The sequence below is a fragment of the Ectopseudomonas toyotomiensis genome, assembly GCF_900115695.1.
Taxonomy (GTDB): domain Bacteria; phylum Pseudomonadota; class Gammaproteobacteria; order Pseudomonadales; family Pseudomonadaceae; genus Aquipseudomonas; species Aquipseudomonas toyotomiensis.
Genome location: NZ_FOXK01000009.1, coordinates 227,499 through 250,424, shown reverse-complemented (window position 1 = coordinate 250,424; position 22,926 = coordinate 227,499). Strand labels below are relative to the sequence as shown.

General features: G+C 63.1%; 17 protein-coding genes. 5 read left to right on the top strand and 12 right to left on the bottom strand.

Translation table 11 applies throughout. From position 1 onward, the window contains the following. Nucleotides 1-64: 64 nt before the first annotated feature. From gloA to BM186_RS19240, 11 genes are all read right to left on the bottom strand, one after another. Nucleotides 65-592 carry a lactoylglutathione lyase gene (gene gloA, locus BM186_RS19290; RefSeq protein ID WP_017675905.1) on the bottom strand — a complete coding sequence of 176 codons (528 nt, stop codon included), beginning with the start codon at nt 590-592 and terminating at the stop codon, nt 65-67. A gap of 173 nt (nt 593-765) precedes the next feature. Next, on the bottom strand, nt 766-1,224 hold the full coding sequence (locus tag BM186_RS19285) for a metallophosphoesterase family protein (protein WP_072424865.1): 459 nt from the start codon (nt 1,222-1,224) through the stop codon (nt 766-768). 123 nt (nt 1,225-1,347) lie between these two features. Next, a complete protein-coding gene (gene ilvD / locus BM186_RS19280) occupies nt 1,348-3,186 on the bottom strand; it encodes a dihydroxy-acid dehydratase (protein ID WP_074917488.1) in 1,839 nt (612 codons plus the stop codon). Nucleotides 3,187-3,433: 247 nt separating this feature from the next. Then, on the bottom strand, nt 3,434-7,324 hold the full coding sequence (locus BM186_RS19275) for a two-partner secretion domain-containing protein (RefSeq protein ID WP_074917487.1): 3,891 nt from the start codon (nt 7,322-7,324) through the stop codon (nt 3,434-3,436). A 77-nt stretch (nt 7,325-7,401) separates the two neighbouring features. Further along, nucleotides 7,402-9,066, bottom strand: a complete 1,665-nt coding sequence (locus tag BM186_RS19270; RefSeq protein ID WP_074917485.1) for a ShlB/FhaC/HecB family hemolysin secretion/activation protein — start codon at nt 9,064-9,066, stop codon at nt 7,402-7,404. A gap of 124 nt (nt 9,067-9,190) precedes the next feature. Then, the gene (locus tag BM186_RS19265) at nt 9,191-10,138 is read right to left on the bottom strand and encodes an AraC family transcriptional regulator (protein WP_074917484.1); all 948 of its coding nucleotides are present in this window, start codon (nt 10,136-10,138) and stop codon (nt 9,191-9,193) included. A 122-nt stretch (nt 10,139-10,260) separates the two neighbouring features. After that, nucleotides 10,261-11,115 carry an ABC transporter permease gene (locus tag BM186_RS19260; RefSeq protein ID WP_074917482.1) on the bottom strand — a complete coding sequence of 285 codons (855 nt, stop codon included), beginning with the start codon at nt 11,113-11,115 and terminating at the stop codon, nt 10,261-10,263. Between the two features lie 7 nt (nt 11,116-11,122). Next, complete coding sequence (locus BM186_RS19255) at nt 11,123-12,358, bottom strand: ABC transporter permease (protein ID WP_074917480.1); 1,236 nt, start codon at nt 12,356-12,358, stop codon at nt 11,123-11,125. A 175-nt stretch (nt 12,359-12,533) separates the two neighbouring features. After that, nucleotides 12,534-13,607, bottom strand: coding sequence for an ABC transporter substrate-binding protein (locus BM186_RS19250; protein WP_074917478.1), 1,074 nt, complete (start codon nt 13,605-13,607; stop codon nt 12,534-12,536). A 34-nt stretch (nt 13,608-13,641) separates the two neighbouring features. Continuing rightward, complete coding sequence (locus BM186_RS19245) at nt 13,642-14,760, bottom strand: ABC transporter ATP-binding protein (protein WP_072424883.1); 1,119 nt, start codon at nt 14,758-14,760, stop codon at nt 13,642-13,644. A 269-nt stretch (nt 14,761-15,029) separates the two neighbouring features. After that, complete coding sequence (locus tag BM186_RS19240; protein ID WP_074917476.1) at nt 15,030-16,229, bottom strand: class I SAM-dependent rRNA methyltransferase; 1,200 nt, start codon at nt 16,227-16,229, stop codon at nt 15,030-15,032. 138 nt (nt 16,230-16,367) lie between these two features. Between BM186_RS19240 and BM186_RS19235 the strand changes: the two genes are divergently transcribed. The 5 genes from BM186_RS19235 to BM186_RS19215 all read left to right on the top strand — a co-directional run bounded on the left by BM186_RS19235 (nt 16,368) and on the right by BM186_RS19215 (nt 21,127). After that, on the top strand, nt 16,368-17,234 hold the full coding sequence (locus BM186_RS19235) for an HDOD domain-containing protein (RefSeq protein ID WP_072424885.1): 867 nt from the start codon (nt 16,368-16,370) through the stop codon (nt 17,232-17,234). A gap of 111 nt (nt 17,235-17,345) precedes the next feature. After that, the gene (gene mutM / locus BM186_RS19230) at nt 17,346-18,158 is read left to right on the top strand and encodes a bifunctional DNA-formamidopyrimidine glycosylase/DNA-(apurinic or apyrimidinic site) lyase (RefSeq protein ID WP_072424886.1); all 813 of its coding nucleotides are present in this window, start codon (nt 17,346-17,348) and stop codon (nt 18,156-18,158) included. Nucleotides 18,159-18,203: 45 nt separating this feature from the next. After that, nucleotides 18,204-18,782 carry a lysophospholipid acyltransferase family protein gene (locus BM186_RS19225; RefSeq protein WP_074917474.1) on the top strand — a complete coding sequence of 193 codons (579 nt, stop codon included), beginning with the start codon at nt 18,204-18,206 and terminating at the stop codon, nt 18,780-18,782. Nucleotides 18,783-18,858: 76 nt separating this feature from the next. Continuing rightward, entirely contained in the window at nt 18,859-19,197 is a 339-nt protein-coding gene (locus BM186_RS19220) for a multidrug transporter (protein WP_072424888.1), read from the top strand. 94 nt (nt 19,198-19,291) lie between these two features. After that, nucleotides 19,292-21,127 (top strand): Na/Pi cotransporter family protein, encoded by a 1,836-nt coding sequence (locus BM186_RS19215; protein WP_074917472.1) that lies wholly within the window; start codon nt 19,292-19,294, stop codon nt 21,125-21,127. A 94-nt stretch (nt 21,128-21,221) separates the two neighbouring features. Here the strand turns inward: BM186_RS19215 and ggt are convergent, their stop codons facing one another. Next, nucleotides 21,222-22,880 carry a gamma-glutamyltransferase gene (gene ggt / locus BM186_RS19210; RefSeq protein ID WP_074917470.1) on the bottom strand — a complete coding sequence of 553 codons (1,659 nt, stop codon included), beginning with the start codon at nt 22,878-22,880 and terminating at the stop codon, nt 21,222-21,224. Nucleotides 22,881-22,926: the final 46 nt, after the last annotated feature.

The following is a 22,926-nucleotide window of genomic DNA, read 5'->3' as shown; positions in this document are numbered from 1 at the left end:
ACGAACGAGGGGCTGCCTCGCTGGAGGCAGCCCCTCGTTGTTTCGTTTGTCGCGGACGCGAGAATCAGATCACTTCGGTGAACTGGATGATCTCGACCCAGTAGCCGTCCGGGTCCTTGATGAAGGCGATGTCGCGCATGCGGCCGTCGGTCAGGCGTTTCTGGAAGTCCACACCGAGGTCTTCGAAGCGCTGGCAGGCCGCCTTGATGTCCGGCACCGACACGCACAGGTGACCGAAGCCACGTGGGTCGCTGTTGCCGCTGTGGTAGGAGAATTCCGGGTCTTTCTCGGTGCCGTAGTTGTAGGTCAGCTCCAACACGCCTGGGATCGACTTGCGCCACTGATGGCGAGCTGCCGGGTCAGCCGGGATCTGCGACTTGTCGTTGATCAGCGCGAGGAAGTACAGGCTGAACTCGGCATCGGGGAAGTCCTTCTTCTCCAGCAGGGTGAAGCCCAGCACACGGGTGTAGAAATCGAGGGATTTCTGCAGATCCTTCACGCGGATCATGGTGTGGTTGTAGACGAAGTCGGCAGTGGCGACATCGGGTTTGGCGGTCACGCCGGCAATGGCGTTGAGCTCGTCGAGGGTCATGGGGTTCTCCATCAGGCGGGGAAAAGGCTGTACCAGCTTAGATGGACTCGCTGAGGGTGTTTTTCAAGGGTAGGGTGCGCCGTGCGCACCCGGGCCCTTCGCAGTCGCCGCGGTGCGCATGGCGCACCCTACGTGAGCCGCTTTACCGCGATTGGCCAGCGCGTAGGGTGGCTTCAGGCCTGTAGCGTGATCAGCTCGGCCCGGACCGTCTGGTCGTCGATATGCAGGATGCCCACGCCGACGGGCAGCTTGAAGCGCCGTGGCCCGGCGCTGCCGGGGTTGAGGTAGAGCACGCCGTTGCGCTCTTCATGCTGTGGTTTATGCGAGTGCCCGGCAATCACCACGTCGATGCCTTGCTCAGTCGGGTCGATATCCAGCTGCTTGAGGTCGTGCAGCACATGCAGGGCGATGGCGCCGAAGCGTAGCGTCTGGCGCTCGGGGATGGCGTCGGCCCAGCTGTCCTGATCATTGTTGCCGCGTACCACCGACAGCGGCGCGACGCGCTCAAGTTCGGTCAGGATGTGCGGCCCGCCGATATCACCGGCATGGATCAGATGATCGACGCCTTGCAGCGCTGCCAGCGCCTCGGGGCGCAGCAGATTGTGGGTGTCAGCGATCAGGCCGATACGCATGATGGGCTCCTGAGCATGGATGTAAGAGCCAGCTTGCTGGCGATCAGCGTCGGATGCAAAACCTTCCGTCAACAAAAAGCCCGGCAAACCAGGCCGGGCTTTTCTCTGGTGTGGGCTGACGAATCAGCCGTCCAGCATCGCCTTGTTGCGCACCGCGCCCTTGTCGGCGCTGGTGGCCAGCAGGGCATAGGCCTTGAGTGCCGTGGTCACCTTGCGGGTGCGCGGTGCGGCAGGCTTCCAGCCTTTCTTGTCCTGCTCGGCGCGGCGGGCGGCCAGTTCTTCATCGCTCACCAGCAGGTTGATGCTGCGGTTGGGGATGTCGATGAGGATTTTGTCGCCATCGTTGACCAGGCCGATGGCACCGCCTGCTGCAGCTTCCGGCGAGGCGTGACCGATGGACAGACCGCTGGTACCACCGGAGAAACGACCGTCGGTGAGCAGGGCGCAGGCCTTGCCCAGCCCCTTGGACTTCAGGTAGCTGGTCGGATAGAGCATTTCCTGCATGCCCGGGCCGCCTTTCGGGCCTTCGTAGCGGATGATGACGATGTCACCTTCCTTCACTTCGTCGGCGAGGATGCCCTTGACCGCGCTGTCCTGGCTTTCGAAGACCTTGGCGTTGCCTTCGAAGACGTGGATCGACTCATCGACGCCGGCCGTCTTCACCACACAGCCATCGAGGGCGATGTTGCCGTACAGCACCGCAAGTCCACCCTCTTGGGAATAAGCGTGCTCGACGCTACGAATACAACCATTCTCGCGGTCATCATCCAGACTCGGCCAGCGGGTGCTCTGACTGAACGCGGTCTGGGTGGGGATGCCAGCAGGGCCTGCCTTGAAGAAGTGATGAACCGCTTCGTCCTGGGTCTGGGTGATGTCCCACTGGGCGATGGCTTCGGCCATGTTCGGCGTGTGCACGGTGGGCACTTCGGTGTGCAGCAGGCCGCCACGCGCCAGCTCGCCGAGGATGGAGAAGATGCCGCCAGCGCGATGCACGTCTTCCATGTGGTACTTCTGGATGTTCGGCGCGACTTTGCACAGCTGCGGCACCTTGCGCGACAGTCGATCGATGTCGCGCAGGTCGAAGGCGATCTCCGCTTCCTGGGCTGCAGCCAGCAGGTGCAGGATGGTGTTGGTCGAACCGCCCATGGCGATGTCCAGCGTCATGGCGTTTTCGAACGCCTTGAAGCTGGCGACGTTGCGTGGCAGTACCGACTCGTCGCCTTCGCCGTAGTAGCGTTGGCAGAGTTCGACGGCCAGGCGACCGGCGCGCAGGAACAGTTGTTCACGATCGCTGTGGGTGGCCAGGGTCGAACCGTTGCCTGGCAGTGCCAGACCCAGGGCTTCGACCAGGCAGTTCATCGAGTTGGCGGTGAACATGCCGGAGCAGCTGCCGCAGGTCGGGCAGGCGCTGCGCTCGTACTCGGCGACCTTCTCGTCGGAGGCGCTGGAGTCGGCAGCGATGACCATGGCATCGACCAGATCCAGGCCGTGATTGGCCAGCTTGGTCTTGCCGGCTTCCATCGGCCCGCCGGAAACGAACACCACCGGGATGTTCAGGCGCAGGGCGGCCATCAGCATGCCGGGGGTGATCTTGTCGCAGTTGCTGATGCAGACGATGGCATCGGCGCAGTGGGCGTTGACCATGTACTCCACGGAGTCGGCGATGATCTCGCGGCTCGGCAGCGAATAGAGCATGCCGTCGTGGCCCATGGCGATGCCGTCGTCGACGGCGATGGTGTTGAATTCCTTGGCCACGCCGCCGTGCTTCTCGATCTCGCGGGCGACCAGTTGACCCAGATCCTTCAGGTGCACGTGGCCGGGCACGAACTGGGTGAAGGAGTTGGCGATGGCGATGATCGGTTTCTTGAAGTCTTCGTCCTTCATCCCGGTGGCGCGCCACAGGGCGCGGGCGCCGGCCATGTTGCGGCCGTGGGTAGAGGTCTTCGAGCGGTAGTCAGGCATGACGATGATCCTGCGGCTAATTCGGTTATATAGGCGGTGAGCGTCGTGGGCGGCAGGTCACCGCGTGTCGTGGGCTGCATGACGAGACGGGATCACCGTTCGCGCGGCCAGGGCTCACAGGCCCGCCGGAGGATGCCTGGCGGGAAATACCTCGATTCTACGCCGCAGTAGGCGCCAGGGGAAAGGCTGCTGACGGTCACCATCGCTGGTGATCCGTCAGATTCGGGGTGGTGGGGTGATGCAGTGATCAATTGCCTCGCGACGCGCCGTCAAGGCCCTCCGGTAGCCGGATGCCGCTATCGGCGATTCGATAGAGTTCGTCTGGGCTGAATGACGGAGCACTCGCCTCGCTATCCGGGTCGCTTTGAGTGGCGGCGAGAATATCGCTATAGGCCTGAGGTATTTCTACCGCCGGGTTGCTCGGCTGGCCCTGGGATTGGCCGCTGATGGTCAGGGTGCCGTCTACGAAAGTAAGGGCGTAGTTACCAGAGGTCAGACCATGGGCGCTGATAGCATAACTGCCGTTATTGACTGCACCCTGAGCACTGCCACCATAGGTAAGATTGCCGCCGAGCACGCTGGCATCCTCGCCATTGACGAAGCCGCTGTAGCTGACGCCATTGCCGCCGCTGAAGGCGAGGCCGTCGTAGGTCTTGCTGGCGTCGTTGGCGGTGACGGCGAGCGCGGCCTTGTCGATGGTCAGGGTGGTATCGGCGTAGCTGATGTCGTAGCCCTGCTGACCCGAATACAGCCCGTCCAGGCTGAGACCACCATCGGTGGTGCTGTAGCTGCCAGCGTTCTGCGAGGCGCTGGAGTAGGTCAGGCTACCAAGCAGTAGATCATCATTCAGGGTATCGCCAAGGTCCGTTGTGTATCCGCTGGTGCCGCTGTTCTGGCCATCGTAGGTTTTATTGCCAATGTCCGTCGCCGTGACGGTCACGCTCTGCATGAAGCTGCGCAGCAGTGGCGCAGTATGCCCCTCATAGATCCTCCAGACTGCATTACTGCCGCCGTTGGTGGCCAGGTTCCAGGTGGCATAGTTGGAGGCGTCGCGTAACGCTGTGCTATCCAGGCCGCGTAGATTTTCCACAGTCGCAACACCACCAATGCTGCCCGCGCCGGGACCGGTGAAGGTGTCGGTGTTCCAGAACGAGTCCGCTACGCGTCCGGTTGCTATATTGCCTACCAACCCCCCTACGGACGTCACCCCGGTCACGCTGCCAGTGGCGTAGGTGTATTCGATCAGGCTGCCGTTATAACCGGCCAAACCACCTACATACTCTGTGCCTTGTACCTGACCGGTGGCATAGGCATTGCGGATGGTGCCGGTGTTGGCACCCACCAGGCCGCCGGTCATTACGACACCGCTGATGTTTCCCGTGGCGTAGGAATTTTCTACCAGGCCCCAGTTTTCTCCGGTCAGCCCACCTACGACGTTCTCCGCGCCGCTTACATCGCCAGTGGCATAGCTGTTGCGAATGATGCCGTTGTCCCGGTTGCGTGCCACCAAGCCACCAGCACCGCGTGCAGTGGAGCTGACGGTGACGTTGGTATGAAGGTCGCTCAGTATGCCGCCGTAGTTGATGCCTACCAGGCTGGCAGCATTGAATCCGCCATGAACGCTGCCACCGACCAGTCCCAGGTCGTGAATCTGCGCCCCGGCGGCTGTCTGCCCGATCAATGCCACTTCGCTTTCGTTTGCGCGATTTATCCTGAGGTCGCGAATCAGGTGGCCTTGACCATCCAGCGAGCCGGTAAAGGGGGTGCTGGAGTTGCCCACTGGTTTGAACCCAGCCACTCCCCATACATCGCCGTAGTAGCCATTACCGCCTGCTGCAAGCGCGGCACCGAGATCCAGGTCGGTGCCCAGGCGATAGTCGGCTGACAGATCCAGCGCCATCAGTTGCAGGGCGTGGGGCGTGAACAGGGTCGTCGAGTACTCGCCGCGCAGCATGGGTCGTGTATCGCCTTCGAACATCACCCAGGTGTTGGTGAAGTCGAAGCCGGCGTAGGTGGCTTGGGTGCGGGCGTTGGTGGAGTCGATACCAGTGCCGGCTGCACTGCTTGCTTGGCCGGTGGAGTCCATGTCCCAGTAGCTGTTGGTGACCGTGGCGCCGGAGCCGTCAACGTTCCCCACCAGCCCGCCAGTGCCGGTCACTCGGCCGCTGGCGTAAGTATTGGTCAATGTGGTGCCCTGCACGGTGCTGCCGATCAGCCCGCCGATAGCATCACCCGTACCGGTTACCGCTCCCGTTGCATAGGCGTCCGTGACCGAGGCCGCACGATTACGGCCGATCAAGCCGCCTACCTCACTCGCCCCGCTGACCGTCGCTGTGGAGGAGGACTGGCTAACAAAGCCTTGATCGTTCAGGCCCACCAGGCCGCCGACCTGATCACCCAGCGAGGATACCTGGCCGGTGACATGGGTATTGGTCATGGTGCCACCGCTCAGCCTTGCCACTAGGCCTCCTACCGTGCCAATGCCAGTGATGGAAACATTGGAGAGGGTCAGGTCGCGGATGGTGGCTGCCGTGAGGCCGAACATACCGATAACCCCGTTATTGGGGCGATAGATGAAGAGACCGTCAACCGTGTGCCCGAGGCCGGCAAAGGTGCCGTTGAAGCCATCGATGGGAGCGAAGCCGGCTCCTGCGTTCCAGGTACTGGTCGCAGCGGCATCGAGGTCGATGGCGAGCGCGTAGTGACCGTTTCCCGAAATGCCTTGCAGGGCGCTGAGGTCGCGAATCAGGGTGTAGTCGACGCCGCCGAGACTCAGTCCGGCATTGCCTCCTGAGAGGGTGACGCGGGCGCCCTGGTTCAGGCTGTAACCGTTGCCGTAGGCCAGCACCAGCGCTGCATTGTCGCCGCTGGCGGTGATGTCCTTGTTGACGTTTATGCGGCCGTGGGCATCGAGCGTCAGCGTGGTATCTGCGCTCCAGCTCACGGCAGCATTGACGTTGATGTCGCCGTTTTCGCTGCCTCCCGCCACGGTCTGTAGCGTGATGCTGGTGTTCTGCAGGTTGGCGCTGAGGGTGCTGGCACCGATGCCGCTGGGGGTCTGGCTGGCACTGCCGGCGCTGACGGTAAAGTCGGTCGGGTCGATCAGCCAGGTGCCGGTTTGCCCGGTCGTGGCCTTGGTGGTGACGGTCGTGCCCGCGGCGATCTGCACATGGGCGCCGCTGGTGTCGATAAAACCGCCATTGCCGCCATCCGCCGCGCTGGCATCCAGGGTGCCGGCGACCTGCACTGTGCCGCCGTCGAAGTCGCCGAGCAGGACGATCCTGCCTTCCTTCTCGCCGAGGGTGCGGGCCTGGATCACGCCCTCGTTGTTGACCACCGTCTGCAGCAGCGCATCGGCTGCGCTGGCGGTGAGGATGACGTTGCCGCCGTCGGCCTGGATCAACTGACGGTTTTCCACCAGCGCGTCCTTCACCGCCTCGTCGACCTGTACGCTGAGCAAGCCGTCACCCGCGAAGTCGAGGGTGACCGAATTACCAGCGGCCAGGGCCACCGTGCCCTGGTTGGCGACGATCACGCCGTTGTTGCTGACCGTGCCGCCGAGCAGGGCGACGCTGCCGCCATCGGCGGCGCTGATGCGCCCATTGTTGATGACCGAAGCGTTGCTGCCGTTGCCCTTGAAGGCGTAGTTGCCCGCTTCGAAATCGCTCACTGACAGATCCAGGGTGGAAGCCACCAGACCGCCGACGTTGACCTGCGCCCCGGCGCCGAAGAGCACGCCGTTGGGATTGATGATGAACACCCGGCCATTGGCATCGAGCTGGCCCATAATCTTCGAGCCGTCGGCGCCGAGCACCCGGTTCAGGGCGATCGAGTCGGTTCCGGGCTGGTTGAAGGTCACCTTGTTACCGCTGCCGATGTCGAAGCTCTGCCAGTCGATGGCCAGCTTGTTGCTGGCTTGATCGATGACCATCTGCTGGCCGTTGGGCTGGCTGATGCTGCCGCTGCCGGAGACCACCTGACCGCCAGTGGGCAGGTCGGCGGCGAAGGTCGAGCCGGCCAGTACGAGGCTTGTCGCCAATACCGCACCGGCGCCCTTGCCACGTTTGCGGGCGTGTTCATGGGCGACGGCCCAGGCGCCCAGGGCGTGGTTCCAGATTAGAGCGTAGCTGCGGTTCATGGATGTCCCCTTATCAATCGTCTGGCTGCGGAGTGCTGCGTTTCGGCCTGCGGTGTAACCATCAAGGGTTTGCAGCGTTAGAAGAAGCGCACCACCTGTGCCCATACGCGCGGGCTGCGGTCGACATCGCTCTGCGGCTCGCTGTTGCCCAGTTTCCACGCGGTCACGGCGCTGACCTGCCAGCCGTGGGCCGCCCAGCGTGCGCCCAGGCCGGCACCGGAAAGGCTGCGATGGTTCTCGCCGGAGGCCCAGCTGTCCTTGTTCAGGCGCACCTGGCCATGGTCGACGAAGGTGCTGAGCTGCCAGGCATCGGTCAGCGCATAGCGCAGCTCGAGATTGGCCAGCCAGCCTTGGTCGCCGGAGGCTTCGCCCTGCGGGTAGGCGCGTACACCGTAGGCGCCGCCCAGGTAGAGCTTTTCCGAACTGTCGAGGTTGCCGTCGGCCCATTGGCCTTGCAGCTGGGAATAGAGGCTGAAGCGCTCGCTCAGGCGTTGCAGGCGAACCAGGCTGGGGTTGAGCTTGTGGAAGCGGCCGGCCGTGCCGGCAGTGAGGTCGTCGATACGCTGCGCAGTGGCATCGTCGAGGTTCAGGCTGCCCTGGCTCCAGGCCAGGGCGAAGCTGTTGATGCCACCGCCGAGCAGGGTGTCACGGCTGTTGCCGTTGAGCGTCAGGATGACCACGCGCGAGCGTTTCTCGCTCTGCTGGTCGAACAGGTCGATGTCGTCCTGCAGGCGCTTGTCGTCGAATTGGGCCTGCACATAGAGGTTGAAATCCCTCGAGCGCATCAGTGGTTGCAGGGCGAAGACGCTGGCGATGCGTGCATTGCCATGGGCATCGAGGTCTTCGAAGTCCTTGGCCAGCTCATAGTCCATGTCCGAATAGGCCACGCCGAGCTGAGTCGACCAGGGGCCGACAGGTAGCTGATAGGCGATGCGGCCGTAATTCTGTTCTTCGTCCGAACCCATGGCGCGCAGGGTCAAACGGTCACCCAGTCCCAGTGGACTGTTGATGTTGAGTGTGCCGCCAAGGCGGTACTGACCGGTGAAGCGGTTGCCGTAGTTGTCGGCGTCGATGGAGCCGGACAGCAGCGGTGCGCGCTCGATATTCACCAGCAGGTCGGTGCTGCCGGTGCTGGTGCCGGGGCGCAGGGTGGACTTCACCTCGACGCCGGGAGTGTCCTGCAGCAGCAACAGGCTGCGTTCGAGCGGCCTGGCCTGCACCGCATCGCCGGCTTGCAGTGCCGCCAGGGGCGCGAGGGCGCTGCCACCCAGGCCGGCCTGGTCGTTGATCTGCACCTGGCCGTAGCGGCCTTCGAGCACAGCGATCCGAACCATGCCGCCATCGATCTCCTGGGCGGGCAGATAGGCGCGTGCCAGCGGGTAACCGCGTTCGCGGTAGAAGCGGGTGATGCGATTGGCGGCGCCCTGCAGATCGCCAAGTGTGAGGGTGCGATTGTTCAGGTCATCGAGCAGCGTCAGCAGTTGCTCATTGGGGATGGCGCTGTTGCCCTCGAGGACGAAACCTGTGACTTGCAGGCTCGGCCCAGCGCTTTGCTCCTGATCACCGGGTGAGTCGGGCAGATTGATGTCTATGGATTGACGCTTGGGTAACTGCAGAGGCTTCTGGTCGAGACTTTGTTGGGTCTGACCAGCATCCGGCGCTACGGCTGCCAGAGCCGAGTTGGTGAGGATATTCCCGGCGGCCAGCAAGGCGACGGACAACAGGCTCGTGGCAACACGCATGGCGATCAGCTTCCTTCTGGGAGACGGCTGCCCAGGCCTGAGTGATCTGCATCAGGCCGAAGACAAAGAGGAAGCCTAGGTCGTGTGACCTGGATGTAGCTTGATAGAACTTGCGGTGTTTGCCTCAGCTCTCCAGGCCGAGGGCGATATCCAGACATTGCGTGGCATCACCTGACCAGGGGGGCTGGCGATAGAGTTCATAGCCGCCCTGGGGGACAAAACGCTCACCGGAGCTTTCCGGCCAGGCCACGGCGAGGGTGCGATAGGCCGCGAATACCTGGTTGTAGGGTGCTCGGTGTTGAAGGCAGGCGTAACGTCCGGCTGGCAGCCTCATTCGGCTCAGTGGGGCGTCACCGATGGGGAGTCCGAGATCGACCACAGCGCAGTCGTAGCGCACCAGGTCGTTGGGGGTGATCTCCGGGTTGTCGGTGATGGCTCCGATGGCCCTGGCGTTATCCAATGGATAGCCGATACGTTGCAGTTCTTCGGCAAAGTGTCGCCAGTGCTCCGCAACTCGTGCATAGCTGCCGTAGAAACGCATGCTCAGCAGCGCCAGATCGGGAAGGTGAGTGATCTGTACTTCGCTTGCCCGACGATGTTCCTCAGCTGTGGCGGGGATGCTGGCCTGGCGCGCGAACTGACGGTACTGGGTGGGCGTCAGGGCGAACTGGCGATGGAAGGCACGGATGAAGGCCTCATGACTGGAGTAGCCAACGGACAGCGCGATGGAAAGCACCGACTCCGGGTAGATCAACAGGTGAATCGCCGCGCGGTCGAGGCGGGTGCGACGAATGTATTCGCTTGGGCTTTCGCCCATTACCTCGCGGAAATGGCGCTGAAAGTGGAAGGTGCTCAGGCTGGCGCGAGCCGCCAGACGATCAAGCGAGAGCGGCCGGTCCAAGTGGGCTTCAATGTAGCGAATGGCGCGCAGGATGCGCCGGTCTTCCAGCACATGGGGCGGTGGCTTGTCCCGTTCGTAGGGTTTGCGCGACCCCGCATGCGGGCGTTCGAACAGCAGAGCATGCTCCTGCTCCACCAGGCGCTGCTCATGTACGTCTCGGGTTGCATCCATGGTCAGGGCGTGTCGTGCTCGAAGCTGGTGGATAGGCAGGGCAGGCCGCCGATAATAAAGGTGATGGGCTTCGGACGAACAGGGGAAGTGTTCTGCGTCATGTTCGCCCTTCGGGGCGGGTATCAGTCCGGTATCTCGATCCCTCGCATCCGCTCGGCGCGGCGGCGCAGCAGTTCGATGGTTACCAGCAAAGCGATGGACACCAGAATCAGCAGGGTGGCGATGGCCAGGATGCTCGGGTTGATCTGCTCGCGCAGGCCCGAGAACATCTGCCGCGGAATGGTGCGTTGCTGTGGGCCAGCCATGAACAGGATGACCACCACCTCATCGAAGGAGGTGATGAAGGCGAACAGCGCGCCGGAAATCACCCCGGGGCGGATCAGCGGCATGATCACGTCGAAGAATACGCGTACTGGCGTGGCGCCGAGATTCAGCGCTGCGCGTGCCAGGCTGTAGTCGAAGCCGGTGAGCGTGGCGGTGACGGTGATGATGACGAAGGGCGTACCGAGCGCCGCGTGGGCCAGGATCACACCCAGATAGCCGCCGGCCAGGCCGAGGTTGGAGTAGAAGAAGAACATGCCAGCGGCGGTGATGATCAGCGGCACGATCATCGGTGATAGCAGCAGGGCGGTGATGAAGCGGCGAAGCGGCATCTCGTCGCGCGCCAGGCCTACGGCTGCGCAGGTGCCCAGAATCGTGGCCAGAATGGTGGAGAGGATGCCGATGAAGAAGCTGTTCTTGATCGCCAGTATCCACTTCGGATCGTTGAAGATCTCCCGGTACCAGCGCAGCGAGTAGGCCTCGGGGTCCAGCGTGAGCATGCCCTCGGTGAAGCTGAAGAAGGGCTCGGCGTTGAACGACAGCGGTACGATCACCAGGATCGGCAGGATCAGGAACAGCAGCACCAGCCAGGAGCTGACCTTGAGCAGCCAGTTGCCGAGATGGTGCCAGAAACCGTAGTAGGCAGGGATCTTCATTGTCTCGTCATCCCAACTTGATGTTGCTGGCGCCGACGAAGCGGTCGTACACCCAGTACAGCAACAGGATCAGCCCGAGCAGCAGCGAGCCCAGCGCGGCGGCCAGCTCCCAGTTGTTCGAGCGCTGCATGTGGAAGGCGATGATGTTGCTGATCATCTGTCCGTCGGTACCTCCGACCAGTGCCGGGGTGATGTAGTAGCCCACGGAGATGATGAACACCAGCAGCGCCCCGGCGCTGAGCCCGGGCAACGTCATCGGGAAGTAGATACGGGCGAACGCCGGGATCGGTTTGTCGCCGAGGCTGAGTGCTGCACGCATGTAGCTGGGGTCGATGCCGCGCATCACGCTGTACAGCGGCAGAATCATGAACGGCAGCAGGATGTGGGTCATCGCCACCACGGTGGCGAACGAGGTGTAGAGCATCTCGAAGGGCTGACTGATCAGGCCGATGCCCATGAGCGTGGAATTGATCACGCCATTGGTCTGCAGCAGCGCGATCCATGAGGTGGTGCGCACCAGCAGCGAGGTCCAGAACGGCAGCAGCACCAGCACCAGCAGCAGGTTGGCGCGGTTCGATGGCAGGCCGGCGAGGTAGTAGGCCAGCGGGTAGCCGAGCAGGGCGCAGAGCAGGGTGATGACCAGCGCCATGTTCAGGGTCTTGGAATACAGCTGCAGGTAGATCTGCGTGTCCTGGCGCACCTGGATGCCATCGTCGGGGTGCATCTCCAGGTCCAGGGCCGTCAGGTAGTAGTCGTAGGTGTAGACCTTGCCGGCGCGCTCGATGGCGTACCACAGCTCGGGCTTGCTCCAGTTGCGATGGCTGGCGAGCAGGGCTTCGACCCCCTCGGAGGACAGCGCTTCGGCATCCATCCGGCCGATGCGCCGCGCGGTGGCTTTGACCACACTGGACATGCCGGTATAGGCGCGGTTGAACTCTTCGGACAGCTTGCCGGACAGGCGCTGCTCGTTGAGCGCGTGCAGTTCGCTGACGAATACCTGCAGGGTCTTTTCGTCCGGCAGTTGTTTGTGATCTTCCCAGCGTTCGAGCTCGGCCAGGGTTTGCGGAATCAGCTCGGCCACGGTCGGGTGATACACGCTGCGCCACAGCATGCTGCCAATCGGGGCGACGAAGGTGACGATGATGAACAGCAGCAGCGGCACCACGAAGAGAAAGGCGGCGAGGCGTTTCTTGCGACGGGCGCTGGCGGCTTGGCCGGCTTCGCTGGTGGTCAGGGATGACAAGGTATGACTCCGATCCGTTGTAAGGCGGGTTAGCCGCGCATGACGCCTGGCCAGATAGGCGATGCGAGTGATGGGCGCGGCGTAACCCGCCGAGCGCAATCAAGGGGATCTGGTGAGGCCGATACCCTCTCCCCCAACCCCTCTCCCACAAGTGGGAGAGGGGAGCTGATGGCGTTTACTTCAACAGCCACTCGTTGAATTTCTCGCCCAGCGACTCGCCATAGTCAGCCCAGAACTCGGAGCCGGCCTGGATGCCTTTGTCCAGGTGAGCGGTCGGCAGGTGCGGCGTCGCGCTCTGGTCAGCCAGCGGCATGGACGACTTGCGGGTCGGGCCGTAGGCCACGTCCGGCATGCCGGCCAGGGGCTTGGAGCCGGTGGCGTACTTGATGAACTCCATGGCCAGGTCCTTCTTCTTGGTGCCCTTGACGATGGCCCAGGCGTCGAGGTCGTAGACGTGGCCATCCCAGACGATTTCGAAGGGTTTCTTCTCCTGCACGATGGCGTCGTAGAAGCGGCCGTTGGCCGATTGCACCAGCACCGCGCCGCCGTCATTGAGCAGTTGTGGCGCCTGCGACCAGGAGTCGAACCAGACGATGTCCTTCTTGATGCTGGCCAGCTTGTCGAAGGCGCGTTGCTGGCCTTCCGGGGTGGCCAGTACTTCGTAGACTTCCTCAGGCGCGACGCCGTCGGCCATCAGTGCCCATTCCATGTTCACCTGTGGGCGTTTGCGCATGGCGCGCTTGCCAGGGATCTTGGCGGTGTCGAAAAAGTCGCCAATGCTGGCAGCCTTGGTACCGCCGATGGTGTTCTGGTTGTAGGCGAATACTACCGACCAGACGATATTGCCCACCGCGCACTCGCTGGCCAGGGCTTCGGGGATAAAGTCCTGGGCGGCCGGGGTGCCGTCGATGCCGGCCGGCAGCACGCTGTGGTCGAGGGTTTCCAGCAGGCCTTCGGAGCAGGCGCGCTCGAGGTCGATCACTTCGAAGTCGACCACGTCCCACTGAATGTTGCCAGATTCGACCTGGGCCTTGATCTCGGCGACGCCGCCCGAGTAATCCTCGAACAATACCTTGACGCCGGACTCTGCCTGGTAGGGGTCGATGACGTGTTTTTTCTGCGCCGCGCCATAGGCGCCGCCCCAGGACACCACGGTGAGGCTGTCCTGGGCTGTGGCGTTGCCCGCTGTGAGTCCCAATGCCGCCACCAGGGCGAAGGTGGAAAAGCTGGTAGTCAGTGATCTAGCCATTGCTGTGCTCCATTTGCTTCTACTAGTTGTGGGGTCAGAGCGTCTTCGGCACTTCTGATCGGTCCAGGGCCTGGCTGTCTTCCGGCAGCCAGGCGAGGGCGATCTCTTCCTGAGCGCTGAGTTGCGGGGCTGAACTGTCGTTCAGATTCTTCACCACCAGCTCGCTGCCGCTGGCGGTTTCGAAGTGGTAGCGAATGTATTCTCCGACGTAGTGGCGGGTGACGAAGCGGGCCTTGACCTGGTTGCCGGCGTCGCCAAGGCGGTCGGTGAAGTTGAGCTTTTCCGGGCGTACCGACACCGTGGTGGCCTGGCCGACTTCGGTGCAATTGGCTTTCAGCGTGCTGACCAGGCCGCCATCGTCGAGGCGCACCTGGACGCGATCAGCCTCGACCGCCTCGATCACGCCGGGCAGCTTGTTGCTCTCGCCGATGAAGTCGGCGACGAACATGTTGGCTGGGCGTTCGTAGAGCACGTGCGGCGCGGCGCATTGCTGCACCACGCCGTTGTTGAACACGGCGATGCGGTCGCTCATGGTCAGCGCTTCAGTCTGGTCGTGGGTCACGTAGATCACGGTGAAGCCGAGCTGCTCATGCAGGCGCTTGATCTCGAACTGCATCTGCTCGCGCAGTTTCTTGTCCAGTGCGCCGAGCGGCTCGTCCATCAGCACGATGTCCGGGGCGAAGATCAGCGCGCGGGCCAGGGCCACGCGCTGGCGCTGGCCGCCGGAAAGCTGGGCGGGGTAACGGCCGCCGAAGGCCTGCAGTTCGACCAGGGCGAGATACTCCTCGACCTTGGCGCGAATCTCGTCCTTGGGCAATTTGCGGATTTTCAGTGGGTAGGCCAGGTTCTCGCGGATGGTCATGTGCGGGAACAGCGCGTACTGCTGGAAGACCATGCCGATGTTGCGAGCGTAGGGGGCGATGCTGGTGACGTTGCGGCCGTTGATCAGGATCTCGCCGCTGGTCACGTCCTCGAAGCCGGCGAGCATCATCAGGCAGGTGGTCTTGCCTGAGCCTGAGGGGCCGAGCAGGGTGATGAATTCGCCCTTGGCCACGTTGAGGTTGAAGTCCTTGACCACCAGGGTCTTGTGATCGTAGGTCTTCTTGACGTTGGTGAATCGCAGGAACGCGTCGTTCCCAGCTTGCGCAGTCATAGTCCTCCCCGCTATCGGCAATATGGAGTCAGCTCGTGGCCAAGGCTCCAACTTCTGAGTCGATTCGCCCCCTTCGTGGGGAGCGTTCGTTATGTTGATAGCCAAAAGCAATAAGCAAGCCAGTTAACCGGTGGTCGGCTGATAGCGCTCAGCTATGCAGGTTGAAGCCTAGTCGATGCTGGGCGAGATGCGAGGCGGGTGTGGGGGGAGGTAACAGCGAGAGGGGGAAAGAGGCACCTGCCGAAACGCACTCGGCAGGTGCAGGTTGCTCAACTGTTGGGCAGCAGACGCATGGTCAGGCTTTTGATGTAGCGGGTCTCGTTGATCGCCGGGTGCACCGGGTGATCCGGGCCCTGGGCGCCGCGCTCGAGTAGTTGAATGTTGCGATCCAGATGGCGGGCGCTGGTCAGCAGAATGTTCTGCAGGTTGTCCTCTTCCAGGTGCATGGAGCAGCTGGCGCTGACCAGGATGCCGTCCTTGTTCAGCAGGCGCATGGCGGTTTCGTTAAGGCGTCGGTAGGCCGCTTCGCCGTTCTTGATGTCCTTCTTGCGCTTGATGAAGGCGGGTGGGTCGGCGATCACCACGTCAAAGCGCTCTTCGGCGGACTTCAGTTCGCGCAGGGCGGCGAACACGTCACCTTCCACGCAGGTGACCTTTTCGGCGAAACCGTTGAGCGTGGCGTTGCGCTCCACGCCGTCGAGGGCGAAGCCGGAGGCGTCCACGCAAAACACTTCGCTGGCGCCGAACGCTGCAGCCTGCACACCCCAGCCGCCGATGTAGCTGAACAGGTCGAGCACGCGTTTGCCTTTGACGTAGGGCGCCAGGCGTGCGCGGTTCATGCGGTGGTCGTAGAACCAGCCGGTCTTCTGCCCCTCGATCACCGGGGCTTCGAATTTCACCCCGTTCTCTTCCAGTGCTACCCACTCCGGCACCTCGCCGTAGGCGGTCGCCACATAGCGCTCGAGGCCTTCGGCGTCGCGCGCGCTGGAGTCGTTCTTGAACAGGATGCCGCTGGGCTTGCACACCTGGATCAGCGCGGCGAGCACGTCGTCCTTGTGCGCCTCCATGGTGGCCGAAGCCAGCTGCACCACCAGAATGTCGAAGAAGCGGTCGACCACCAGCCCCGGCAGCAGATCGGAGTCGCCATACACCAGGCGGTAGCAGGACTTGTCGAACAGGCGTTCGCGCAACGACAGGCAGACGTTGAGGCGGTGCACCAGCAGGGATTTGTCCAGCACGTGCTTGACGTCGCGTGACAGCAGGCGCGCGCAGATCAGGTTGTTCGGACTCATGGCGACGATGCCCAGCGGCTTGCCGCCGGCGGCTTCGAGAACAGCCTGGTCACCGGCGGCAAAACCATGCAGCGGGGTGGCGGCGACATCGATCTCGTTGCTGTACACCCACAGGTGGCCGGCGCGCAGGCGTCGGTCGGCGTTGGCTTTCAGGCGCAGACTGGGCAGGGAAGACATGAGTTCGGGCTCCGCGGGGAAAAGAGCGGGATTATAGCGGTTTGCACGCGGGGCCGGCGGTTACAAAAGTCGACTGCGGGCTGGCCTGTGCTTTGGCTAGACTGTGCGCTACTTCTCACCCTGCACGATCCCTCTTTCATGACCTACGAACTTACCGCCGAACAGATCCAGCAAGTCCTGCAGGGGATCAGCGTACCGCCGCAACCACAGATCATGGTCGATCTGCAGATGGAACAGATCATGCCCAACCCCGATCTGCGCAGCATCGCCAAGCTGATCAGTCAGGACCCGGGGCTGTCCGGCGCGCTGCTGAAGATCGTCAACTCGCCACACTTCGGCCTGGTCAACCGCATTGCTTCGATCCAGCAGGCGGTCAATCTGATGGGCTGCAACACCGTGATCAACCTGATCAATGCGCAGTCGATCAAAGGCGAACTGACCGACGAAGCGATTCTGGTGCTCAACCGCTTCTGGGACAGTGCCCAGGACGTGGCGATGACCTGCCTGACCCTGGCCAAGCGCCTCGGTTATCACTCGCCCGACGAAGCCTACAGCCTTGGGCTGTTCCACGACTGCGGCATTCCGCTGATGCTCAAGCGCTTTCCCAACTACATGCAGGTGCTGGAGGAAGCCTATGCCAGTGCCAGTGACGAGCGCCGCGTGGTCGATACCGAGAACCGTCTGCTGACCACCAATCATGCCGTGGTCGGCTATTTCACCGCGCGCTCCTGGCGCCTGCCGGAGCACCTCTGCGAGGTCATCGCCAACCACCACAACGCCTTGTCGATCTTCAGCGATGACTCGGGGCGTGACGCTCAGTTGAAGACGCTGCTGGGCATTCTCAAGATGGCCGAGCATATCTGCGAGACGCATCGCGTGCAGGGCGGGCAGGCCATCGACATGGAGTGGCAGCACATCGCGCAGCCGATTCTCGAGTATCTGGGGTTGTCGGAGTATGACTTCGAGAACCTGCGCGAAAGCATCCGCGATCTAGCGGTGCTTTGAGTCTTCGTGGGGATGCGCCGCCGTGCAACTGAGCGGGCAGGCGGCTTACCCTACCGCTTGTTGCGTAGCTCCTGCTAAGGTGGCGCACCGCCGTTTTCCTGTCGTATTGCCATGCCTGAATTACCCGAAGTCGAAACTACCCGCCGTGGTATTGCCCCCTATCTTGAAGGTCAGCGCGTCAGCCGCGTGATCGTGCGTGAGCGCCGTCTGCGCTGGCCCATCCCAGAAGACCTGGACGTGCGCCTGTCCGGCCAGCGAATCGAGTGCGTCGAGCGCCGCGCCAAGTACCTGCTGATCAAGGCCGAAGTCGGCAGTCTGATCAGTCATCTGGGTATGTCTGGCAGCCTGCGTCTGGTCGAGTGTGGCCTGGCCGCAGCCAAGCATGAGCATGTGGATATCGAGCTGGAATCGGGCCTGGCCCTGCGTTACACCGATCCTCGGCGTTTCGGCGCGCTGCTATGGAGCGAAGACCCGCTGCGCCACGAACTGCTCAGCAAGCTCGGCCCTGAGCCGTTGGGCGGATTGTTCGAGGGTGAGCGCCTGTTCCAGATGTCGCGCGGGCGCAGCATGGCGGTCAAACCCTTCATCATGGATAACGCCGTGGTCGTCGGCGTGGGCAATATCTACGCCACCGAAGCGCTGTTCGCCGCCGGTATCGATCCGCGCCGTGAGGCCGGTTCGATCTCGCGGGCGCGCTACCTGCGCCTGGCCGAGGAGATCAAACGCATCCTCGCTCATGCCATCGAGCGTGGCGGCACCACCTTGCGCGACTTCGTCGGCGGGGATGGCCAGCCCGGCTACTTCCAGCAGGAACTGTTCGCCTATGGTCGCGGCGGCGAGTTCTGCAAGGTCTGCGGCACTACGTTGCGTGAGGTGAAGTTGGGACAGCGCGCGAGTGTCTACTGTCCCAAGTGCCAGCGTTGAGCAAGACCACACTGCCAAAAGAATAAGAAACACCGAGGTTGATCGATGTCCGGTAACTACCTGCCACGCAATCCGGCCGCCGAATGGCTGGGGCGCAGCGTGCTGAAGCTCATGGGCTGGCGTATCGAGGGCGAGTTGCCCAAGCTCGACAAGTTCGTCGCCATCGGCGCCCACCACACGTCCAATTGGGACTTCGTGATCTTCATTGCGCTGAAGTTCGTACTGCGCCTCAACGCCCGCTGGTTCGGCAAGCACAGCATCTTTCGCTGGCCCTTCGGCGGCCTCATGCGCAGTTGGGGCGGCATCGCGATTCGCCGGGACCGCAAGTTGAACACCGTCGAACAGGCCATTCAGGCCTTTCGCGAGCATGACGAGTTCATTCTGGTGCTGTCGCCCGAAGGCACGCGCAAGAAGGTCGAGCGCTGGAAGATGGGCTTCTACCATATCGCGCTGGGCGCGGGTGTACCCATAGTGCTGGGTGCGCTGGATTACCAGAATCGACGGGTGGTGATCGGTCCGACCTTCCAGCCAACTGGTGACGAGCAAGCCGACCTGGCGGCCATGCTGGCATTCTTTCGTCCATACGTGCCGAAAAAGCCGGAATATGCCTTTCACGGCGATTGACGTCCGTCACGCTGACAATTATCAATGCGCTGTTATAGTTACTGGCACTTTCCCGAATAATCTGAAGGATCGATCCATGAAAGCGTTCCGCACTTCCGCCGTTGTCCTGGCGCTGACCTCTGGCCTGCTGGCGCTATCGGCGCAAGCGGAAGTGGTTCAGCAGAACGCCAGCGGTGATCCGTTGTACACCGTCGAGGCGCCCAAGGGCTATGCCATGATTGGTGATCTGGTCATCGCCCGCCCCCTGCTGATCGGCGCCACTGCGATCGGTGCTGCAGCCTTCATCGTCAGCCTGCCATTCACCGCGCTGGGTGGCAACGTCGGCGAGGCAGCGCAGTCCCTCGTGGTAGCGCCGGGCAAAGAAGCCTTCGTACGCTGCCTGGGCTGCACCAGCAGCGGCTACAAGCAAGACTGATTCGCTGTAATCCGTTTGTCGCGGCCTCTCGCCTCTCCATGAAGGCGAGGGGCCGTTTGCGTTTGAACGCCGAGAAAAGGAAGAAGCGGTGGTGATGAAGTACCTGCGCTGGGTGATGGTGCTGCTGGTGGTAATGGGGCTGATCGCCTCGTTCTGGTTCAGCCAGGGCTGGCTGCAACTCTGCGCCGGGCTGGCGATCTTCCTGTTCGGCATGCAGTGCCTGGAAGAGGGCTTGCGCCAACTGGCTGGCAGCAAGCTGGAGCAGATACTCGGGCGCAGCACGTCCACTGCCTTCAAGAGTCTGTTGTTCGGCGTTGGCGGCACCTTGCTGTTGCAGTCCAGCACCCTGGTGTCGCTGCTGACCATCGCCTTCATCAGCACCGGGCTGATTCAGCTGGCGGGCGGCATCGCCATTCTGTTCGGCGCCAACCTCGGCGCCACCAGCGGTATCTGGTTGCTGGCGCTGGCGGGGCAGAATCTCAGCCTCAGCCCGTTGGCCTTGCCATTGCTGGTGTTCGGTGTGCTGGCCGGCTTTTTCGGCCCCAGGAGCAAGGCGGCCGGACGCATCGTGCTGGGCATCGCCTTCATCTTCCTCGGCATCGATCAGATCAAGGACGGCTTCGCCAGCTTCGGCGACGGCTTGGACATGACCGGCTATCAGGAGGGCGGCTGGCGCGGGGCGCTGCTGTTCACCGCCATCGGCATGGCGATAACCGTAGTGTTGCAGTCCAGCCACGCCACGCTGATGCTGACCCTGGCGGCGCTGGCGGGCGGCCAGTTGGAGCTGAGTCAGAGTCTGGCCATCGCCATTGGCTCAAACATCGGCAGCAGCGTGACCACCGCTTTCGTCGGCTCGCTGGGCGGCAATCGTAGCGGTCAGCGTCTGGCTCTGGCCCATGTGCTGTTCAATATCACCACCGGCACGCTCGCCTTCTGTCTGCTCGGCCCACTGACATGGTTGGTTCACACCTTGGCCGAACCGATGGGCCTGGGTGAGAACAGCCTTATTCAGCTGGCGATGTTCCACACCCTGTTCAATGCCATGGGCGTCGCGCTGTTCTGGCCGCTGCAGGGGCGCCTGGCGTTGCTGTTGATCCGCTGGCTGCCGGAACGTAGCGAGCCACAGGTACTGATCACCGAACTGGCGAGCGAGAAAGTCGCCGAGCCCGAGCGAACTCGTGCGCGCTACCTCAATGAGCGCGCCTTGGATTCGGTGGATGCCGCTTCCGGCGCGGTGGTGCAGGAGTTGGGGCACCTGGGTCGCTTGAGCTTGGAGGTGATCTGCCATGCACTCTATCTGCCGGTTGATCAGTTGGCGCGCGCTCACGCGGATGAGCAACTGCTGCAGGCCAAGCCCACGCAGGGCGGCTTCGACGCGGAGCACTTGTACCAATTCCATATCAAGGGGGTGTATGGCGATCTGCTGAGCTTCATGGGGCGCATGGAGCTGCCTATGGATGAAGCGCATCAGCAGTTCTGGGTCAGTTGCCAGTTGGCGGCGCTGCAACTGGTGGATGCGGTCAAGGACGCCAAGCACCTGCAGAAGAACCTTGGCCATTATCTGGACGCACCACCCTCGGCGGTGCGCGATGCCTATGTGGAACTGCGTCGCCATTTGCTCGCCACCTTGCATGAGGTGCGTGAGCTGGCACGCTCGGACATGCCTGACGAAATGTGGCAGTCACGCCTGCGTTGGTTGGATGAGCAGGCGGCGAGCTTCGATGCGCGGTTTCGTCAGCGTCTGTTCGCCGAGGTACGCGACGGCCACCTTGATGGCCTGCAGACCAGCTCGCTGATGAACGACCTGGGCTATGTCAGCCGCATCTTCCAGAGCCTGCGCAACGTGCTGATGCTGGGGAGCGAGCAGGCGCTGTTCCGCGAATTGCGCAAGTTCGGTGAGGAGCAGGAGAGCCTGATCCGGCTCTCCTGACACAAGACGTAGCCCGGATGAAATCCGGGGCTTGTGGGCCTCGATACCCCCGGCTTTCTTCTGACGGGCTATGGCCACATTTGGGCGCTGCGCTTCAAGGCGTCGCCGTACCAATCCCGCGAGGATCGCTTGCGGCCTTCACCTCGCCGCTGACCTTGTCCCAGAACAGTACCTGCTGATTGCCGTACTGCCGGTCCAGGCGCTTGAGTTCATGGCCGCGCCGTTGCAGCTCGGCGATCTGCTCATCGTTGAAGGTATCCGGCTCATGCTCGATCACGTCGGGCAGGAACTGGTGGTGGTAGCGCGCCACCGCCGGCCAGCGCGCGATGGGCTGATCGTCCAGGTACTCGAGCATCGACAGCAACACCATGCTGGGGATACGGCTACCGCCGGGAGTGCCGAAGGCGGTGAATTCGTCGCTGCTCTCGATAAAGCTGGGGCTCATCGACGACAGCGGCCGCTTGCCTCCGGCAATCGAATTGGCCTGGCTGCCGGTCAGACCGTAGGCGTTGGCGCCCTGTACGTCGGCGGCGAAGTCGTCCATCTCGTCATTGAGCAGTACGCCGGTGCCGGGCACGGTGAAAGCCGCTCCAAACGGCAGGTTGATCGACAGGGTGGCGGCCACCGCGTTGCCCTCGGCATCGAGCACGGCAAAGTGGGTGGTGTGGTCGCCCTCGTGCCAGGTGCCGGCCGGCGGCAGGCTGGTGCTGGGTGTGGCGCGTTCGGGGTCGATGCTGCCGGCCAGTACAGCCAGGTGTCCAGGCGAGAGTAGTTGCTCTACTGGATTTTTGACGAAGTCCGGGTCGCCGAGCAGGCCACGGTCACGGTAGGCACGGCGCAGCGCCTCGACCACATAGTGCACACGCTGCACCGGCTCGGCCTCGCGCCAAGGCAGTTGCTGCAACATCGCCAGGCTCTGCGCCAGCGCGATGCCACCGGCCGAGGGTGGTGGGGCACTGATCAGCTCGCGGCCGTCTTCGAGGGCGAAGCGCAGCGGCTCACGGCGGGCGATACGGTATTCGCGCAGATCATCGAGCGTCCAGATGCCACCGGCGTGACGTACTCCCGTGACCAGACGTTCGGCCACCGGGCCGGTATAGAAGCCCGCGCGGCCATGTTCGGCCAGCGCCTGCAGGGAGGTGGCGAGGTCGGGCTGGCGCAGCATATGGCCTTCGGCGGGGATTTCGCCCTGGTCGAGAAAGAGCTTGGCGCTTTCGGCGTCGTCACGCAGCGCAGCCAGGCGCCAGGTCGCCCGCTCGCGGTAGACGCGATCGACCGGGAAGCCCTCGTTGGCCAGGCGAATCGCCGGTGCCAGGCTGGTTTTCAGCGGCAGGCGGCCGTGCTTCTCGGCCAGCTCGACCAACGCTGCCGGCAACCCCGGAATGGCGGCAGCCAGCGCGCCATTGAGCGACAGCTCGCGCTGCACCTTGCCATCGCGGACATAGAGATTCGGTTTGGCTTCCAGCGGTGCGCGTTCGCGGGCATCGAGGAAGTCATAGCCTGGTGTATCGCCGGCAGTGCGCAGCAGGAAGAAGCCGCCGCCGCCAAGGCCCGAGCCGTAGGGCTCGACCACGGCCAGGGCCGCACTGGCGGCGACGGCGGCGTCAAAGGCATTGCCGCCGGCGTCGAGCATCTGCTGCGCAGCGGCTGTGGCGGCGGGGTGAGCGGTGGCAATGGCGGGTTGTTGCGGGGCGGCATGGGCCAGCAGGCTGGCGCCGAGCAGCAGGGTCGATAGCAGGAGTTTGCGCAACATGCGATCTACCAGAGGCGGCTGAAGGAAGCTGGAAGCTTAACAGCCT

Bases quoted from the DNA above. Each gene is read 5' to 3' on its own strand.
- ggt (WP_074917470.1), bottom strand. From the start codon at position 22,880: ATGTTGCGCAAACTCCTGCTATCGACCCTGCTGCTCGGCGCCAGCCTG.
- BM186_RS19275 (WP_074917487.1), bottom strand. From the start codon at position 7,324: ATGAACCGCAGCTACGCTCTAATCTGGAACCACGCCCTGGGCGCCTGG.
- BM186_RS19250 (WP_074917478.1), bottom strand. From the start codon at position 13,607: ATGGCTAGATCACTGACTACCAGCTTTTCCACCTTCGCCCTGGTGGCG.
- BM186_RS19270 (WP_074917485.1), bottom strand. From the start codon at position 9,066: ATGCGTGTTGCCACGAGCCTGTTGTCCGTCGCCTTGCTGGCCGCCGGG.
- BM186_RS19225 (WP_074917474.1), top strand. From the start codon at position 18,204: ATGTCCGGTAACTACCTGCCACGCAATCCGGCCGCCGAATGGCTGGGG.
- BM186_RS19220 (WP_072424888.1), top strand. From the start codon at position 18,859: ATGAAAGCGTTCCGCACTTCCGCCGTTGTCCTGGCGCTGACCTCTGGC.
- gloA (WP_017675905.1), bottom strand. From the start codon at position 592: ATGACCCTCGACGAGCTCAACGCCATTGCCGGCGTGACCGCCAAACCC.
- BM186_RS19235 (WP_072424885.1), top strand. From the start codon at position 16,368: ATGACCTACGAACTTACCGCCGAACAGATCCAGCAAGTCCTGCAGGGG.
- BM186_RS19215 (WP_074917472.1), top strand. From the start codon at position 19,292: ATGAAGTACCTGCGCTGGGTGATGGTGCTGCTGGTGGTAATGGGGCTG.
- BM186_RS19240 (WP_074917476.1), bottom strand. From the start codon at position 16,229: ATGTCTTCCCTGCCCAGTCTGCGCCTGAAAGCCAACGCCGACCGACGC.
- ilvD (WP_074917488.1), bottom strand. From the start codon at position 3,186: ATGCCTGACTACCGCTCGAAGACCTCTACCCACGGCCGCAACATGGCC.
- BM186_RS19245 (WP_072424883.1), bottom strand. From the start codon at position 14,760: ATGACTGCGCAAGCTGGGAACGACGCGTTCCTGCGATTCACCAACGTC.
- BM186_RS19265 (WP_074917484.1), bottom strand. From the start codon at position 10,138: ATGGATGCAACCCGAGACGTACATGAGCAGCGCCTGGTGGAGCAGGAG.
- BM186_RS19260 (WP_074917482.1), bottom strand. From the start codon at position 11,115: ATGAAGATCCCTGCCTACTACGGTTTCTGGCACCATCTCGGCAACTGG.
- mutM (WP_072424886.1), top strand. From the start codon at position 17,346: ATGCCTGAATTACCCGAAGTCGAAACTACCCGCCGTGGTATTGCCCCC.
- BM186_RS19285 (WP_072424865.1), bottom strand. From the start codon at position 1,224: ATGCGTATCGGCCTGATCGCTGACACCCACAATCTGCTGCGCCCCGAG.